This window comes from Thermophilibacter mediterraneus (assembly GCF_900119385.1).
Lineage (GTDB): Bacteria > Actinomycetota > Coriobacteriia > Coriobacteriales > Atopobiaceae > Thermophilibacter > Thermophilibacter mediterraneus.
Genome location: NZ_FPKO01000009.1, coordinates 715,178 through 731,233 on the forward strand (window position 1 = coordinate 715,178; position 16,056 = coordinate 731,233).

A 16,056-nucleotide genomic window follows, 5' to 3' on the forward strand; every position below is an offset into this window, starting at 1 on the left:
GTTGTCCGTGGGCGTCGGCGAGGGGAGACCAGCTATATGAAGTCAAGACCCGAGGGCTAGCTTTTCTCGTTTCCAGATTCATCGGAACCAGCACCTTGAGAACCGGATACCGAATGCTTTGAGGGGTCCCTGCCCGGCCTCGCCGGGTCGTACGGGACCCCGTCCCGCATCACCGCGAACACGATGTGGCATAGCTTGCGCGCCACGGCGGTCACGGCCACCCGGTGGCACTTGCCCTCCGCGCGCTTCCTCTCGTAGAAGGCGCGCGGGGACGGGTCGTACTGCCGGGCCCTGCTGGCCGCGAGCCAGAGGGCCCTCCTCAGGTAGGGCGACCCGTGCTTGGTGATGGGCCCGCCCCCGCTGTCGAACTTCCCGGACTGGTTCACCCCGGAGTTCAGCCCGGCGTAGCTCACGAGCGCGGGGGCGTTGCGGAAGCGCGAGATGTCGCCTATCTCGGCGACGATCTGGGCGCCGGTGGCGTAGGAGACGCCGGGGATGGTGAGCACGAGCGGCTCCACCCTCTCCAGCAGCTCCCTGATGAGCGCGTCGAACTTGGCGCACTCCGCGTCGAGGAAGTCCATCTGGCGCACGAGCGACCTCACCTGCATCGACGCCGCCGCCTCGCCGAGCCTGATGCCGACGGAGCCCTTCGCGAGCGCCCTGAGCTCGGCGGCCTTGCCGTCCATGCGCCTGCTGCCGCGCGCGGCCTCGGAGATGTCGCGCTGCAGCGAGTCCGTGCGCCTGCGCGCGAGCTCGGAGGGCAGCGGGCTCCTGGAGAGCACGGCGCGCCCGGCGGCCCCGAACACGTCGGAGAACGCCCCGGGGAGCTCCGGGAAGTAGGAGTCCAGCAGGCACAGGCACTGCGTCTTCGCCTCGGCGAGCTCGGCCTTGAGCGACTGCCGGTATCGCGTGAGCGAGCGCAGCGACTGGACCTCGTCGGTGGCGAGCCTCGTCGGGTCGTACTGGCCGATGCGCAGCGTCTCGGCGATGAGGCCCGCGTCCACGCGGTCGTTCTTCACCCTGTCGAGCCCCTTCAGCCTGCGCACGGCGCGCACCTGCACGGGGTCGATCACCGCGACCGAGTAGCCCCTCGAGACCAGGAAGGCGTAGAGCGCCATCCAGTAGTGCCCGGTGGCCTCCATGCCGACGAGGACGTCCGAGGGCCTCTCGGCCACCCCCTCGAGCCAGGCCTCGCACCGCTCGAAGCCGGCGGCGCTGTTCTTGAAGGGCATCCGCTTGCCCTGCTCCTCGCCGCGCTCGTCCACGGCCCCTATCACGTGGTCCACCTTGGCGATGTCCACACCGGCGTACACCATGTCCGCCCCTCCTCTCCGCCGCAGGGCGGCGGGCCGCCTGCCCGCGTCACCCGGGACCGCAGCCTCCTAGAAGAGATCCGAGGTGGCGCATGGCCCCTCATCCAGCTGATCCGCGGAAATGCCCGGGTGGGGCGGGACGCCACTCTCCCCTGCGGGGTCGCGCGCGGCGCCCCAACTGCCATGTCGGCGTCCCTGCCCGCCAGAGTCTGCATTGCACCAAAGCATCCGGTAACCGGCTCTCAGATGCAACGACTTAAAGATAGGAGTGCCATGGGTCGGGTGAGTCTCGAGGAGGTCGCTCGCGACATGAACGTCATCGCGGGGTTCGTGGGCACGCGCGACGTCGACGCGCTCGTTCCGAGCGAGCTCGAGCGCGTCATCGGGGAGCCGCGCGCGGATGTGATGGCGCTCTTCGGTGGCTCGATCATCGCCGGGGCCGACGTGCTCGCCGACGCGATGCGCGCCGGGGCGGCGCGAACCTACGTCATCGTGGGCGGGGCCGGCCACACCACCGAGACGCTGCGCGCGCGGGTGCGCGAGCTCTGCCCGGACCTCGGCGTCGCCGATGACGCCACCGAGGCGGAGGTCTTCTCGGCGTACGTCGAGAGGCGCCACGGCCTCGCCGCCGACCTGCTCGAGACCCGCTCCACCAACTGCGGCAACAACATCACCTACCTGCGGGACCTCCTCGCAGAGCGCGGCGTGCCGTGTCGGAGCATCGTCCTTGCCCAGGACGCCACGATGCAGCGGCGAATGGCGGCGGGCGCAGAGCTCGAGATGCCCGGGGTCCGCGTCGTGAGCTACGCGACCTACCGCGTGGACGTCGTGGTACGCGACGGCGGCCTTGCCTTTGACCGCGAGCCGCTCGGCATGTGGGACATGCATCGCTACCGGGAGCTTCTCATGGGCGAGATTCCGCGCCTCACCGACGACGAGCGCGGGTACGGGCCGCGCGGCGCCGGCTTCATCGCCCACGTCGAGGTGCCGGACGGGGTGCGTGCCGCATGGGGGCGCCTGCGCGCGCTCGACCCGGGCTCCGTGCGGCGTGCCAATCCGGCCTTCGCCTCGTGAGGGGGCCGACGATGCGGGAGACTCCCAGGTTCGTCTTTGCGTCCGACTCGCTCAAGGGCACGCTGGGCTCGGAGGATGCCGCGCGCCTTCTGGAGGGAGCGGCCCGTCGGTACTTTCCGGGCTGCGCGTGCTCCTTCGTTCCCATAGCCGACGGGGGCGAGGGCACGGTCTCGGCGCTCGTTGCGGCGTGCGGCGGCGAGCTGCGGCGCGCTCGCGTCTCGGACCCGCTCGGCCGTCCCGTGGACGCGGCCTACGGCGTGCTCCCGGGCAACCGCGCCGTCATCGAGATGGCGGCGGCCTCGGGCCTGCCGCTGCTCGCCCCGGGCGAGAGGAACCCGCTGCTCGCGACCACCTACGGGACGGGCGAGCTCATCCGCGCCGCCCTCGACGGCGGTGCCCGCGACGTGACGCTCGCCATCGGGGGCAGCGCGACCAACGATGGCGGCGCCGGCTGCATGAGGGCGCTCGGGGCACGCTTTCTGGACGAGGACGGCCGCGAGCTCCCGGGCCGCGGGGCCGACCTCGCGCGCGTGGCGTCGATCGACCTCTCGGGGCTTGACCCGCGCGTCGCGCGCGCGGAGTTTCACCTCATGTGCGACGTGGACAACCCGCTCGTGGGCCCGCTCGGGGCGAGCGTCGTCTACGGCCCCCAGAAGGGGGCGACGCCCGCCATGGTCTCGGAGCTCGACGCGGGCATGAGGGGCTACGCCCGCGCGCTCGCCGCGACCTTCGGGCGCGACTTCGACGTGCCCGGCGCCGGGGCCGCCGGAGGGCTCGGCGCGGCGGCCATGGCGTTTCTCGGCGCCCGGGCGCAGGGAGGGGCGGAGCGCGTGCTCGAGCTCGTTGGGTTCGACGGCCTGCTCGAGGGGGCCGACCTCTGCGTGACGGGGGAGGGCCACTTTGACGGCCAGACCGCGAGGGGCAAGGTCGTCTCGGCGGTGGCGGCGGCGTGCGAGCGCGCCGGGGTGCCGTGCGTCGCCGTGGTCGGCGGCATGAGCGCGGGGGTCGCGGGCGTCCCGGGACTCGCCGCGCTGGTGCCCGCGGCGATCGACGCCATGCCGCTCGAGGAGGCGCTGGGCCGAGCCGAGGAGCTCTACGCGCTCGCGGCCGAGAGGCTCTTCTCGCTGCTCGCGCTCGGCGCACGGCTGGGGTAGCCGGCAGGCCCGCTACCTCGCGCCTACGGCGCCCTCGGGCAGCCTCAGGGCGCCGCTGGTGGCGACGACCACGTTGTTGCCGGGCTTCTGCGGCTCGTCGGGCCACTCCGGGACGTGCGCCACGCGGGAGAACTCCCGGCCAAAGGCCCCCTCGACCTCATGCAGGGTTCGCGAGCGGGGCCCCTCGCAGGCGCAGCGGACGTTGGCGAGGTAGATGCCGCCCTCGGCGAGGTGCTCGCGGATGACGCGCGCCCCCTCCCCCGTGGCGAGCGGCCCGAGCGGCCGCTTGCCGGAGAAGGCGTCGTTGACGATCACGTCGTAGGGCTCGTCGGAGGCGCGCAGGAAGGCCCAGGCGTCGTCGTTCACGAGGCGAAGCCGCCCGTCCCTCTCTGCCCCCGTCCTCTCGAGGCACTCGTCGAGGAAGAACCGCTCTTTGGCCAGCGCCGTGATGGCGGGGTCCACCTCGACCACGTCCACGCGCGCCCCGGGCACGTACGCGGCCAGGTACTTGGGCAGCGAGTAGCCGCCCCCGCCCATCACCATCACGCGCAGCGGGCGCTCGCGCGTCGCCGCGAGCCCCTCGATCACCTCGGCCATGACGCGGTGATAGACGCACGCCAGCTCGAAGCGCAGGGCCTCGGGAACGTAGCTCACCGACTGGAACGTCCCGTTGACGTTGAGCAGGCGCACGGGCGTGCCGTCGGCGTCCTCCGAGTCGAAGACGAGCGTGAGCCCGAACCTGGTCCTGCGAAGCTCCACGCCGCGCCGTCGCAGCAGCCACGGCATGGCGGCGAGCAGCGCCGTGCAGGCGGCCGTCAGGACAAGAAGGGCGATGACGATCTCTCTCAAGGGTCCTCCGTTCCGTGCGCGGCGGCACTTCTCGCGTTTAGAGATTGTGAGTAGCGCATGACGTCGGTTATACTAGCTGATGCTGTATTGGGCCTCTGGCCCGCTTCACACATCGCACCGGAAGGACATCCCACCATGATTCTTGGCCTTGGCCCGCTCGAGCTCGTCGTCATCCTCCTCGTCGTTCTCGTCATCTTCGGGCCCAAGAACCTCCCGAAGATCGGCTCCGCCCTCGGCAAGACCGTGAAGAACGTCCGCGAGGGCATGGATGAGGGCAAGGAGGACAAGGAGTCCGAGGGCCCCGTCGAGTCCCACGACGATGACGCCGTCGAGGTCATCGAGGACGATGACGACGCCGACGCCCCCGAGGCCGACGGCCGCTTCTGCCCCAAGTGCGGAGCCAAGAACGACCCCGACGCGGGTTTCTGCTCCAAGTGCGGCGCCAAGCTCAACTAGCGGCAAGCGGCAGGTAGGGAGCAGCACATGGACAGCACGAAGAAGATCGAGCTCACCCCCGAGGGCCGTCAGCGCCTCGTCGACGAGCTGGCATATCGCGAGGGCGAGAAGCACGACGAGATCGTCGAGCGCATCAAGGAGGCCCGCGGCTTCGGCGACCTCTCGGAGAACTCCGAGTACGACGCGGCAAAGGAGGAGGAGGCCCGCAACGCCTCCCGCATCAACGAGATTCGCCAGATTCTCTCCGTTGCCACCGTCGTGGAGGCGGGCTCCGGGCACGACCTGACCGTCTCCATCGGCACCACGGTCGACCTGCTCGACGAGAAGGGCGCCACCACGAGCTTCACGATCGTGGGCACGACCGAGACCAACTCGCTCGAGCACAAGATCTCGAACGAGTCCCCGGTGGGCAGCGCCCTGGTCGGTCACAGGGAGGGCGACCAGATCGAGGTCGTCGCCCCGTCCGGAAGGGTGCGGAAGTACACCATCACGGCCATCAGCCGCTAGGCTCGTCGTCCGGCGTAAGTGAAGCAAGGCGCCCCGTGTCTGCAACGTCGCAGGTGCGGGGCGCATGCGTGAGATGTGAGGAGATACCATGGCCACCGAGAAGAACGCGCAGGTCGCCGCGACGACCGATGAGCGAACGATGCGTCGGGCCCGTCGCCAGGCGCTCATGGACGCGGGCATCAACCCGTACCCCATCGCCTCCGAGGTGACGGCGCACGCAGCCGAGCTCGAGGGGCGCTACGCCGAGCTCGAGGACGGGACGGACACCGAGGACGTGGTGAGCGTCGCGGGCCGGATTCGCGCGCTTCGCAAGCAGGGCAAGGCGGCCTTCATCGTGCTCGAGGACGTCTCTGGGTCCATCCAGCTCTTCTGCCGCCACGACGTCCTCGGCGACGACGGCTGGTCGCTCATCTCCAACCTCGACCTCGGCGACATCATCGGCGCCACCGGCACCGTCATGCGCACCCGTCGCGGCCAGCTCTCGATCTCCCCGAGCTCGCTCACCATGCTCTCCAAGTCCCTGCGCCCGCTTCCCGAGAAGTTCCACGGCCTCACCGACCGCGAGGTCCGCTACCGCCAGCGCTACGTGGACCTCATCATGAACCCCGAGGTCCGCGACGTCTTCCGCAAGCGCAGCCAGATCGTGAGCCTCATCCGTCGCTTCATGGAGGCGGACGGCTACATGGAGGTCGAGACGCCGATGATGCACGCCATCCTCGGCGGGGCCAACGCCAAGCCGTTCGTCACGCACTTCAACGCGCTCGATCGCGACTTCTACCTGCGCATCGCCACCGAGCTTCCGCTCAAGCGCCTCATCGTGGGCGGCCTCGAGCGCGTCTTCGAGATCGGTCGCAACTTCCGCAACGAGGGCATGGACCTCACGCACAACCCGGAGTTCACCTCGATGGAGGCCTACTGCGCCTACGGTGACCTCTCCACGATGAAGCGCCTCTCCCAGGACCTCTTCAAGATGATCGCGCGCGAGGTCTGCGGTTGCGAGGAGGGCCACGAGGTCATCACCTACCAGGGACAGCGGATCGACATGTCCGGCACCTGGGCCAGCCGCCCGCTCTCCGAGATCGTCTCCGAGTGCGTGGGCGAGACCGTGGGCATGGACACCCCCATCGAGCACCTGCGCGAGCTCTGCGAGGCCCGGGGCATCGAGGTCCAGCCGAGCTGGGGCGCCGGCAAGCTGCTCTTCGAGCTCTACGACGAGCTGGGCGAGAAGACCATCGTCAATCCCACCTTCGTGTGCGACTACCCCGAGGAGGTCAGCCCCCTCTCCAAGCGCAAGGCCGAGGACCCGCGCCTGACCGACCGCTTCGAGCTGGTCATCGCCGGCCACGAGTACGCCAACGCCTTCTCCGAGCTCAACGACCCCGTCGACCAGGCCGGCCGCTTCGCCGAGCAGGTGGCGGCCAAGGGCATGGGCGACGACGAGGCCATGGGCTACGACTACGACTACGTGCGCGCCCTCGAGTACGGCATGCCCCCCGCGGGTGGCATCGGCTACGGCATCGACCGCATGGTGATGCTCTTCTGCGACCAGCCGGCCATCCGCGACGTGCTGCTCTTCCCGGCCATGAAGCCGGAGACCGTCACGCGCGCGGACATCGAGGCGCAGGTCGCGGGTGTGGTGACGGACAACGAGGCGGCGTCGGTCGACGCGATCGCCGAGGACTCGGGCAAGGTCACGGCGGCGATGGCGGAGGGGTCCGAAGCGCTTGCGGCGGGCATCACGCGCGACGCTGCGCTCGCGCTTCTCGCCGAGCACAACAGCGAGCCGTTCCACATCGAGCACGGCGAGACCGTCGGCGGCGTGATGCGCCAGTTCGCGCTCGAGATCGACCCCGACAACGCTGACTTCTGGGAGGTCGTGGGCATCCTGCACGACCTCGACTGGGAGGAGCACGGCGACGACCCCGTGGGCCACACCACCTATGCCGCCGAGCTCATCCGCGACGCCGGCGGCTCCGAGGCGCTCGTGCGCGCCGTGCAGTCGCACAACTCGGACAACAACCCCGACCTTCCGTCCCCCGAGCTCCCCATGGAGAAGGTCCTCTTTGCCGTGGACGAGCTCACGGGCCTCATTGGGGCGGCGGTCATCATGCGCCCGAGCAAGTCGGTCATGGACTTCGAGGTGAAGTCGCTCAAGAAGAAGTTCAAGGACAAGCGCTTCGCCGCCGGGTGCGACCGCGACGTCATTCGCAAGGGCGCCGACCTCTGCGGCTGGGAGCTCGACGAGCTCTTCTCGCGCACCATCGACGCCATGAAGGCGATCGCGCCCGATCGCGACACCTTCGGGAGGTAGGGACGCGCGGCCTCGGCCGCGGAAACGCTCGTCTGCAGATCGTCTGCGCCCGGGTCGCGCCTGGGGCGCAGACGATTTGCGTATGGCCGGGGCCGGCTTTGGACCCCGAGGCGCCGCACCGATGAAAAACGCGACGTCACTTATGATGTTTGCGCAGGATGCGCGCTGGGTACAAACTATACCTGCGAGACCAACGAGGGAGGGGCATCCCCATGTTCGAGAAGTTCACCGACAAGGCCCGCAAGGTCATGAGCCTCGCCCAGGACGAGGCCCGTGGTCTCGGGCAGATGTACGTGGGCACGGAGCACCTGCTCCTGGCCCTCATAAGGGAGGGCGAGGGCGTTGCCGCGCAGGCGCTCGCCAAGCTCGACGTCACCTACGACGAGACGCTCGCCACGGTGCGCGGCCTTACGGCCAGCGACAGCGAGCCGGTCCCGGGCGGCCACATCCCCTTCACGCCGCGCGCCAAGCGCGTGCTCGAGGGCGCCTACCGCGAGACCATGACGCACGGCCAGACCTACATCGCGACCGAGCACCTGCTGCTCGGCATCGTTGCGGAGGGCAACGGCCGGGCGATGGACGCCCTGCGCCAGATGGGCGTATCGGGCGATGCCGTGCGCAACGCCGTCGCCGAGCTCGCCGCGAAGCAGCCCGAGCAGCCCCAGAGGGAAGCCACCGCCGACGTGCGCATGGCCGGCTTCGGCGGCCAGGGGCCGCAGCAGGGCGGCGAGGAGGGCTCGGTGCTCGAGCAGTACGGGCGCAACCTCACCAAGCTCGCGGCCGACGGAGGGCTCGACCCCGTGATTGGCCGCGACCGCGAGATCGAGCGCGTCATGCAGGTCCTGGCGCGCCGGCAGAAGAACAATCCGCTCATCCTCGGCGACCCGGGGGTGGGCAAGACCGCCATCGTGGAGGGCCTCGCCCAGCTCATCGCCTCGGGCAACGTGCCCGACATCCTGCGCGGCAAGCAGATCTGGACGCTCGACCTGGCGAGCCTCGTCGCCGGCTCCAAGTACCGCGGCGAGTTCGAGGAGCGGATGAAGAAGGTGGTCCGCGAGCTCGAGGAGTCCAAGGAGGACATCCTCTTCATCGACGAGATCCACACCGTCATCGGTGCCGGCTCGGCCGAGGGCTCGATCGATGCCGCCTCCATCCTGAAGCCGCCCCTCTCGCGCGGGGAGATCCAGGTCATCGGCGCCACCACGGCGGAGGAGTTCCGCAAGCACATCGAGAAGGACTCCGCGTTCGAGCGTCGCTTCCAGCCCGTCAACATCGGGGAGCCCAGCCCCGAGGACACCGTCCGGATCATCGAGGGGCTCAAGGACCGCTACGAGAAGCACCACCACGTCCGCTACACCGACGCCGCCGTCCGCGCCGCGGTGACCCTCTCGAGCCGCTACGTGCAGGACCGCTTCCTTCCGGACAAGGCCATCGACGTCCTCGACGAGGCGGGGGCGCGCACGCGCGTCCACAAGATGGCGCTGCCGCCCGAGATCGCCCAGACCGACGCCGACCTCGCTCGCGTTCGCGACGAGAAGTCCGCGGCCGCGGCCGCCCAGGAGTTCGAGGAGGCCGCCCGCCTGCGCGACGAGGAGAAGGCGCTCGTCGCTCGTCGCGACGAGCTCGAGGCCGCCTGGCGCGACGAGCTCGCCGCAAACGTGGTCACCGTCGACGAGGATGACATCGCCGACGTGGTCTCGTCCATGACGGGCGTTCCCGTCTCGAGCCTCACGGAGGCCGAGGCCTCCAAGCTCCTGCGCTGCGAGGACGTGCTGCACCAGCGCGTCGTCGGCCAGGACGAGGCCGTCACCAAGGTGGCAAGGGCCATTCGCCGCAGTCGCTCCCCGCTCAAGGACCCGCGCCGCCCCGGCGGCTCGTTCATCTTCCTCGGCCCCTCGGGCGTGGGCAAGACCGAGCTCGCCAAGGCGCTCGCCGAGTTCCTCTTCGGCTCCGAGGACGCGCTCATATCGTTCGACATGTCCGAGTTCATGGAGAAGCACACCGTCTCCAAGCTCGTGGGCGCCCCTCCCGGCTACGTGGGCTACGACGAGGGCGGCGAGCTCACCAAGGCAGTCCGCCGCAGGCCCTACTCCGTCGTGCTGTTCGACGAGGTCGAGAAGGCCCACCCCGACGTCTTCAACGTCCTTCTCCAGATCCTGGAGGAGGGCCGCCTCACCGACGGCCAGGGGCGTCACGTCGACTTCTCCAACACCGTCATCATCATGACGTCCAACATCGGCGCGCGCGACATCGCCCAGACGACCACGATGGGCTTCTCGGCGCAGGGTGCCGGCGGCCTCTCGGACAAGGAGATCACCTCCCGCGTGATGTCCGAGCTCAAGAAGCACTTCCGACCGGAGTTCCTCAACCGCGTGGACGAGGTCGTGGTCTTCAAGTCGCTCACGTCCGAGCAGCTGCGCGGCATCGTGGAGCTCATGGTCGCCGACCTGCGCGAGCGCCTCATCGCCCAGGGCATGTCCATCGAGCTCACCGATGCCGCCCGCGACCTCGTGGCCAGGGAGGGGGCAGATCCCGTCTACGGCGCCAGGCCGCTTCGCCGCGCCATCCAGACGCTCATCGAGGACCCGCTCTCGGAGGAGCTCCTGCAGGGCCTCTGGCGCAAGGGCGAGATTATTCGCGTTGACGAGGGGGACGGCAGGCTCGTCTTCGAGCACGCCGTGGGCGAGATTCCGGCGCCCCGGCGCCGCGAGCACATGGCCGCCCCCGACCTCGCGCCGCTGCCCGAGCCGTCCCGGGGTTCGGCGGGCGCCGGCGGACTGCTCGCCTCGGGGGAGTAGCGTCGCCATCCCCCCCCACGTTGCCCGGGGGTTAACGTCCGCGGGAGAGTGGGTGGAGGCCTCGCGCGCCGCGGTGCTCGCGATATACTCAAGACAACAGAGGGGGGCCGGCCCGGAGGCGGGCCGGCCCGCGCGAGAAGGGTCGCCATGGACGCCTCCGAGCTTGAAAGCGGTGCCGCGGAGCGCGAGCAGCGTCTCCAGGACGCCGTAAGGAACACCGCACCGGGCACGCCGCTGCGCGTGGCCCTCGACATGATCCTCGCCGGGCACCTCGGCGCGCTCATCTGCGTCGGCGACACGGAGAACGTGCTCGCCGCGGGCGACGACGGCTTCAAGCTCGACGTCTCGTTCACCGCCAACCGACTCTTCGAGCTCTGCAAGATGGACGGTGCCGTGGTCGTCGACCGCGACTTCACCAAGATCCTGCGCGCGAACTATCACCTCAACCCCGACCCGTCGCTCCCCACGTCAGAGACGGGGACGCGCCACCGCACCGCGGCGCGCATGAGCCTGCTCACCAAGGCGATGGTGGTGTCGGTGTCCTCGCGCCGCTCGGTGATCAACGTCTACGTGGACGGCAAGGGCTTTCAGGTGCGCAGCGTGAGCGACTTGCTCACCACCGTCAACCAGCTCACCGTCGCCATGCAGAACACGCGCTCCCAGCTCGACCGCAACCTGCTGCGCCTCACGAGCCTCGAGCTCGACAACATGGTCACGCTCGGCGACCTCACCGACCTCTTCTACCTCTTTGAGACGCTGCTCACGGCCGGCCAGGAACTCGACAACTGCATCGTCCAGCTCGGCCGCGAGGGCAAGATCGCCCAGATGCAGCGCGACGAGAACCTCGCCGGCGTCGACGAGGCGTACACCCTCATGATTCGCGACTATGCGGCCGACTCCTCCGAGGAAACGGCGCGCGGGGTGCGCCGCCGCCTGCACGACACCGTCAACACGCAGCTGCGCTCGGCCAAGACCGTGGCAAAGATCCTGGGCTTCACCGACGAGCTCGGGGAGGACAGCGTCATGACCCCGCTCGGCCTGCGCACGCTCTCCCGCGTTCCCGTGGTGCGCGAGGGCATGGCCGACAAGATCGTCGACGAGTACGGCTCGCTCCAGGAGGTGCTCGAGGCGGTTGACGACGACCCCTCCCGCCTCGGTGAGATCGGTGTCAAGAACCCCGACGTCCTCGCCAACAGCCTGCACCGCATGTGGGGAAAGGGCGAGTGATGGGCGGCCCGTCTCCTTGCCCCTGCGCGCGTCCCGAGCGCGTCGGGTCGTGCGAGCGCAAGGCGGACACGAGCGCCGTCATCGTCGCCGGGGGGACGGGGGAGCGCTTCGGCGACCCGCGCGGCAAGCAGTTCGTGAGCCTCTGCGGCCTGCCGCTCATGTGCTGGTCGATCGTCGCGTTCGATCGCGCGAGCTCCGTGGCGGACATCGTGGTCGTCTGTGCCCCCGACCGCGTGCGCGAGGTCGAGCGCGACGTGCTCGGGCGCCTCTCACTCAAGAAGCCGGTGAGCATCGCGCCCTCTGGCGCCACGCGACAGGCCTCGGTGCTTTCCGGTCTGAGTGCGGTCCCCGCCCGGCGCGAGCTCGTGGCGGTGCACGACGCCGCGCGCCCGCTCGTCGAGACCGAGATGGTGGAGCGCGTCATAGCGGCCGTCCGCGAGGACCCCGCGCTTGCCGGCGCCATCCTCGCCAGCCGCTCGATCGACACGCTCAAGCTCGTCGAGGGCGACACCATCGTTGCCACCCCCGACCGCTCGTTCTACTGGGCGGCACAGACCCCGCAGGTCTTTCGGCGCCGCGTCCTGCTCGCTGCGCACAAGGCCGCGGCGCGCGAGGAGTACCAGGGCACGGACGACTCGTCGCTCGTCGAGCGCATCGGAGGGCGCGTGCGCTGCGTGGAGTGCCCGCGCGACAACATCAAGATCACCGTTCCGGAGGACCTCGCCGTCGCCGAGGCGACCCTCGAGCGGAGATTGCTGACGTAGGCCCTGCCGCTCGCGTGCCAAGGAGGGGACTCACATGCTGCGCATAGGACACGGCTTTGACGTTCACGCGTTCGCCGAGGGAAGGCGGCTCGTGCTGGGCGGCGTTTGCGTGCCGTTCGAGCGGGGACTTGCCGGCCACTCGGACGCCGACGTGGTGGCGCATGCGCTCATGGATGCGGTCCTGGGGGCGCTGCGCGCGGGCGACATCGGAAAGCTCTTCCCGGACACCGACCCGAGGTACGAGGGCGCTGACTCGCTCGGTCTCATGCGCGAGGTCGCGGCGCTGGCGCGCGAGCGCGGCTGGCGCGTGGCGGACGCGGACGTGACCATCGCGGCGCAGGCGCCCAAGCTGGCGCCGTATCGCGACGAGATGCGCGCGCGGATGGCCGCCGCGCTCGGCGTGCCGGTGGACAGCGTGGGCGTGAAGGCAACCACCACCGAGCGGCTCGGCTTCGTGGGCCGCGAGGAGGGCATCGCCGCCTGGGCCGTGTGCCTGCTCGACGACGGCCGCTCCGTCGGCGGGGGAGAGGCCCGCTAGCGTCGCCCGGGGCCGCCCTCGCGCGCCCTTTCCCGGCGCGTCCCGCGGCGTATACTGGTCAGAACGTTTCGGACCGTATACGCCAAGGAGCACGCATGCTCGTCTACAACAGCCAGACGCACAAGAAGGAGGAGCTCGTCCCCCTCGAGGAGGGCAAGATCCGCATGTACGTCTGCGGACCCACCGTCTACGACCAGATTCACATCGGCAACGCGCGCACGTTCCTCGCGTTCGACGTGATTCGCCGCTACCTGATGTACAAGGGCTACCAGGTTACGTTCGCGCAGAACCTCACGGACGTGGACGACAAGATCATCAACCGGGCCAACGAGACTGGTCGCACCGCCGCCGAGGTCGCCGAGGAGTGCTCTGCGGCCTTCATCGAGCAGATGCACCGCTTCGGCGTGCTCGACCCGGACATCCGCCCGCGCGCCACGCACGAGATCGAGGCGATGCAGGAGATGATCCAGACCCTCATCGAGCGCGGTCACGCCTATCCCGTGCCCTCCGGCGACGTGTACTTCTCCGTGCGCTCCGACGCCAGCTACGGCGTCCTGTCCGGGCGCGACCTCGACCAGATGCGCGCGGGTGAGCGCGTGGAGGTCAACAGCGAGAAGCGCGACCCGTTCGACTTCGCCCTCTGGAAGGCGGCGAAGCCGGGCGAGCCGAGCTGGCCCTCCCCTTGGGGCGACGGCCGCCCCGGCTGGCACACCGAGTGCTGCGCCATGATCCACCGCTACCTGGGGACCCCCATCGACATCCACGGCGGCGGCGCCGACCTCATCTTCCCGCACCACGAGAACGAGACCGCCCAGGCGATGTGCGCCTGGGACGCGGCGCTTGCGAAGACGTGGATGCACACGGGCATGCTGCGCGTCGACGGCGAGAAGATGTCCAAGAGCCTCGGGAACTTCTACACGCTCAAGGAGGTGCTCGACAAGTATCCCGCGGACGCGGTGCGCCTGCTCATGCTGCAGACCCACTACCGGGCCCCGCTCGACTTCTCCTTCGAGCGCCTCGAGGGCGTCGCGGGAACGCTCGAGCGCCTCGAGACCTGCGCCCGAAACCTTCGCTGGGCCGCCGAGCGCTCGCCCCAGGACGGCGAGCTCAACGAGGCCGACCGCGCGCTCGGGAGGCGAATCGACGAGGCTCGGGCCGAGTTCTGCCGACAGATGGACGACGACTTCAACACCGCCGGCGGCCTTGCCGCGATCTTCTCGCTCGTGACCGCGGCGAACACCTACCTCGCCGATGCCGCGGACGACACCTCGACCGCGGTGTGCCTGCGCGCCGCGGACATGATCTGCGAGCTCGCCGACGTCATGGGAATCGAACTCTCCCGCTCCGCCGGCGACGAGGACCTGCCGTCCGAGCTCGTCGGCCTTGCGCGCGAGCAGGCGGGCTACGAGGGCTCGTCCGCGTCCGAGGCGGCCGAGGCGCTTCTGCGCGCGCGTCAGGAGGCCCGCGCGCAGAAGCGCTGGGCCGTCGCCGACGCCATCCGAGACGGAATCACGGGACTCGGGCTCGTGGTCGAGGACACCGCCTCGGGCGCCCGGCTCCACCGCAAGGAGTAGCTCCCATGGCAAAGAACCAGTCACGCACGCCCGGTCGCGACGTCCGAGGCGGAAAGGGGAGGGGGCAGCGCCCCACGGCGGGGCGCCCCTCCCGACAGCCCGCGGGAAGGGGGGCGCGCGGCGAGAAGGGTCGCGGCCCCGCCGCCCGCCCGGGGACGCCCCGTCGCGATGCGCGCGACCGCAGCGACCTCATTGAGGGCAGGCGCGCCGTCGAGGAGGCGCTGTCCTGCGGGATGCCGCTGCGCTCCGCGCTCGTGCAGGAGCGCTCCGGCGAGCGGGACCAGGCGCTTGAGCGCATCGCGGCGCAGCTCGAGGACGCCGGGGTCCCGGTCGAGCGCGTCCCGCGCGCGCGGCTGGACGCGCTCTCGAGCCACGGCGCCCACCAGGGCGTCGTCGTGCGCACGAGGCCCTTTGAGTACGCGGCGCTCGCGGACGTCATCGCTGCCGCGGGGGACGGCGACGCCCTGGTGGTCGTGCTCGACCACGTGACTGACCAGGGCAACTTCGGCGCCATCGTGCGCACGGCCGAGGTCGTGGGCGCAGCCGGGGTGGTGGTCGCCAAGGCGCGCGCCGCGTCGGTTGGCGTGGGCGCGTACAAGACGTCGGCGGGGGCGGTCATGCACCTGCCCATCGCCCAGGTCTCCAACCTCGCCTGCGCCATCGAGGAGCTCCAGGCCGCCGGGTTCTGGGCATGCGCCGCGACGGAGCACGCGGAGCAGGACGTGTGGCACGCGCCGCTCGCGGGGCGGCTCGCGCTCGTCATGGGCTCGGAGGGGGAGGGCATCTCCCGTCTCGTGTCCGAGAGGTGCGACTTCGCGTGCCGCCTTCCCCAGCGCGGTCGCGTGGAGTCGCTCAACGTCGCGCAGGCGACGACCGTCCTCTGCTACGAGTGGATGAGGCGCACGGTGTCGGAGGCGGGGCCGGATGCCTAGCCGCGCCTCCCGGGAGCTGCTCGTCGTCGATGGCTACAACGTGATCTACAAGTCGCCGCGCTACCTTGCCCGCATGGACGAGAGCGAGGGGGGAGACCCCTTCGAGCAGGCGCGTGACCTGCTCGTTGCCGACGTGGCGGCATACGCCAAGGGGCGCTACGAGCCCGTCATCGTGTTCGACGCGGCGGGAAACGTCTCGCCCGAGCGCCCCGACCTCTCAAGGGCTGGCGTGCGCATGATCTTCTCGGCACCGGGGGAGTCCGCCGACACGGTGATCGAGCGGCTCGTCACGGAGGCGCGGCTTGCCCCGCATGCGGTGACGGTCGTCACCTCCGACCGGACGATCCGGGCGACGGTGGGCGGCGTCCCGGTCACGCGCATCTCGAGCGACGTGCTCGTCGCCGACGTCAACCAGCTCACCGAGGAGTATCGGAGGGCGAACGACGAGCGCCAGACCCAGCACATGCGCCTGGAGGACCGAATCGACCCCGAGGCGCGTGAGAGGCTCTGGAGGATGCTACGCCCGTGAGGGGCGGCCGCGAGTCTGACCGGGCCTGTT

14 protein-coding genes are annotated in these 16,056 nt (G+C 70.3%); 12 read left to right on the top strand and 2 right to left on the bottom strand.

The features are described from left to right. Positions 1-56: 56 nt before the first annotated feature. Complete coding sequence (locus BQ7106_RS08125) at positions 57-1,316, bottom strand: IS110 family RNA-guided transposase (protein WP_072374051.1); 1,260 nt, start codon at positions 1,314-1,316, stop codon at positions 57-59. A 270-nt stretch (positions 1,317-1,586) separates the two neighbouring features. On the opposite strand from BQ7106_RS08125, the gene BQ7106_RS08130 reads away from it, so the two are divergent. Together BQ7106_RS08130 and BQ7106_RS08135 are read left to right on the top strand one after the other, a co-directional pair. Then, positions 1,587-2,387 carry an ElyC/SanA/YdcF family protein gene (locus BQ7106_RS08130; RefSeq protein WP_072374054.1) on the top strand — a complete coding sequence of 267 codons (801 nt, stop codon included), beginning with the start codon at positions 1,587-1,589 and terminating at the stop codon, positions 2,385-2,387. 11 nt (positions 2,388-2,398) lie between these two features. Next, on the top strand, positions 2,399-3,541 hold the full coding sequence (locus BQ7106_RS08135) for a glycerate kinase (RefSeq protein ID WP_072374057.1): 1,143 nt from the start codon (positions 2,399-2,401) through the stop codon (positions 3,539-3,541). A gap of 12 nt (positions 3,542-3,553) precedes the next feature. Here BQ7106_RS08135 and BQ7106_RS08140 read toward each other — a convergent pair whose 3' ends face one another. Beyond that, positions 3,554-4,390, bottom strand: a complete 837-nt coding sequence (locus BQ7106_RS08140) for a spermidine synthase (RefSeq protein ID WP_072374059.1) — start codon at positions 4,388-4,390, stop codon at positions 3,554-3,556. A 135-nt stretch (positions 4,391-4,525) separates the two neighbouring features. On the opposite strand from BQ7106_RS08140, the gene tatA reads away from it, so the two are divergent. From tatA to BQ7106_RS08190, 10 genes are all read left to right on the top strand, one after another. Then, positions 4,526-4,846, top strand: coding sequence for a twin-arginine translocase TatA/TatE family subunit (tatA, locus tag BQ7106_RS08145; RefSeq protein ID WP_072374061.1), 321 nt, complete (start codon positions 4,526-4,528; stop codon positions 4,844-4,846). 27 nt (positions 4,847-4,873) lie between these two features. After that, a complete protein-coding gene (greA, locus tag BQ7106_RS08150; RefSeq protein ID WP_072374064.1) occupies positions 4,874-5,353 on the top strand; it encodes a transcription elongation factor GreA in 480 nt (159 codons plus the stop codon). 88 nt (positions 5,354-5,441) lie between these two features. Further along, positions 5,442-7,664 (top strand): lysine--tRNA ligase, encoded by a 2,223-nt coding sequence (gene lysS, locus BQ7106_RS08155; protein ID WP_072374066.1) that lies wholly within the window; start codon positions 5,442-5,444, stop codon positions 7,662-7,664. Positions 7,665-7,876: 212 nt separating this feature from the next. Next, positions 7,877-10,462: an ATP-dependent Clp protease ATP-binding subunit gene (locus tag BQ7106_RS08160; protein ID WP_072374068.1), complete on the top strand. Its 2,586-nt coding sequence runs from the start codon at positions 7,877-7,879 to the stop codon at positions 10,460-10,462. Positions 10,463-10,609: 147 nt separating this feature from the next. Then, positions 10,610-11,689, top strand: coding sequence for a DNA integrity scanning diadenylate cyclase DisA (disA, locus tag BQ7106_RS08165; protein WP_072374070.1), 1,080 nt, complete (start codon positions 10,610-10,612; stop codon positions 11,687-11,689). Further along, positions 11,689-12,453 (top strand): 2-C-methyl-D-erythritol 4-phosphate cytidylyltransferase, encoded by a 765-nt coding sequence (gene ispD / locus BQ7106_RS08170; protein WP_083526977.1) that lies wholly within the window; start codon positions 11,689-11,691, stop codon positions 12,451-12,453. The genes disA and ispD overlap by 1 nt, the downstream gene beginning before the upstream one ends. A gap of 34 nt (positions 12,454-12,487) precedes the next feature. Then, complete coding sequence (gene ispF / locus BQ7106_RS08175; RefSeq protein ID WP_072374072.1) at positions 12,488-12,991, top strand: 2-C-methyl-D-erythritol 2,4-cyclodiphosphate synthase; 504 nt, start codon at positions 12,488-12,490, stop codon at positions 12,989-12,991. A gap of 95 nt (positions 12,992-13,086) precedes the next feature. Further along, positions 13,087-14,565 carry a cysteine--tRNA ligase gene (gene cysS / locus BQ7106_RS08180; protein WP_072374074.1) on the top strand — a complete coding sequence of 493 codons (1,479 nt, stop codon included), beginning with the start codon at positions 13,087-13,089 and terminating at the stop codon, positions 14,563-14,565. 5 nt (positions 14,566-14,570) lie between these two features. After that, positions 14,571-15,497, top strand: a complete 927-nt coding sequence (gene rlmB / locus BQ7106_RS08185) for a 23S rRNA (guanosine(2251)-2'-O)-methyltransferase RlmB (RefSeq protein WP_072374076.1) — start codon at positions 14,571-14,573, stop codon at positions 15,495-15,497. Continuing rightward, positions 15,490-16,026 (top strand): NYN domain-containing protein, encoded by a 537-nt coding sequence (locus BQ7106_RS08190; protein ID WP_072374078.1) that lies wholly within the window; start codon positions 15,490-15,492, stop codon positions 16,024-16,026. The genes rlmB and BQ7106_RS08190 overlap by 8 nt, the downstream gene beginning before the upstream one ends. Positions 16,027-16,056: the final 30 nt, after the last annotated feature.

What these genes read in the sequence shown, in the direction of transcription:
- BQ7106_RS08125 (WP_072374051.1), bottom strand. Translation starts at nt 1,316, where the DNA reads ATGGTGTACGCCGGTGTGGACATCGCCAAGGTGGACCACGTGATAGGG.
- BQ7106_RS08130 (WP_072374054.1), top strand. Translation starts at nt 1,587, where the DNA reads ATGGGTCGGGTGAGTCTCGAGGAGGTCGCTCGCGACATGAACGTCATC.
- BQ7106_RS08135 (WP_072374057.1), top strand. Translation starts at nt 2,399, where the DNA reads ATGCGGGAGACTCCCAGGTTCGTCTTTGCGTCCGACTCGCTCAAGGGC.
- tatA (WP_072374061.1), top strand. Translation starts at nt 4,526, where the DNA reads ATGATTCTTGGCCTTGGCCCGCTCGAGCTCGTCGTCATCCTCCTCGTC.
- greA (WP_072374064.1), top strand. Translation starts at nt 4,874, where the DNA reads ATGGACAGCACGAAGAAGATCGAGCTCACCCCCGAGGGCCGTCAGCGC.
- lysS (WP_072374066.1), top strand. Translation starts at nt 5,442, where the DNA reads ATGGCCACCGAGAAGAACGCGCAGGTCGCCGCGACGACCGATGAGCGA.
- BQ7106_RS08160 (WP_072374068.1), top strand. Translation starts at nt 7,877, where the DNA reads ATGTTCGAGAAGTTCACCGACAAGGCCCGCAAGGTCATGAGCCTCGCC.
- disA (WP_072374070.1), top strand. Translation starts at nt 10,610, where the DNA reads ATGGACGCCTCCGAGCTTGAAAGCGGTGCCGCGGAGCGCGAGCAGCGT.
- ispD (WP_083526977.1), top strand. Translation starts at nt 11,689, where the DNA reads ATGGGCGGCCCGTCTCCTTGCCCCTGCGCGCGTCCCGAGCGCGTCGGG.
- ispF (WP_072374072.1), top strand. Translation starts at nt 12,488, where the DNA reads ATGCTGCGCATAGGACACGGCTTTGACGTTCACGCGTTCGCCGAGGGA.
- cysS (WP_072374074.1), top strand. Translation starts at nt 13,087, where the DNA reads ATGCTCGTCTACAACAGCCAGACGCACAAGAAGGAGGAGCTCGTCCCC.
- rlmB (WP_072374076.1), top strand. Translation starts at nt 14,571, where the DNA reads ATGGCAAAGAACCAGTCACGCACGCCCGGTCGCGACGTCCGAGGCGGA.
- BQ7106_RS08190 (WP_072374078.1), top strand. Translation starts at nt 15,490, where the DNA reads ATGCCTAGCCGCGCCTCCCGGGAGCTGCTCGTCGTCGATGGCTACAAC.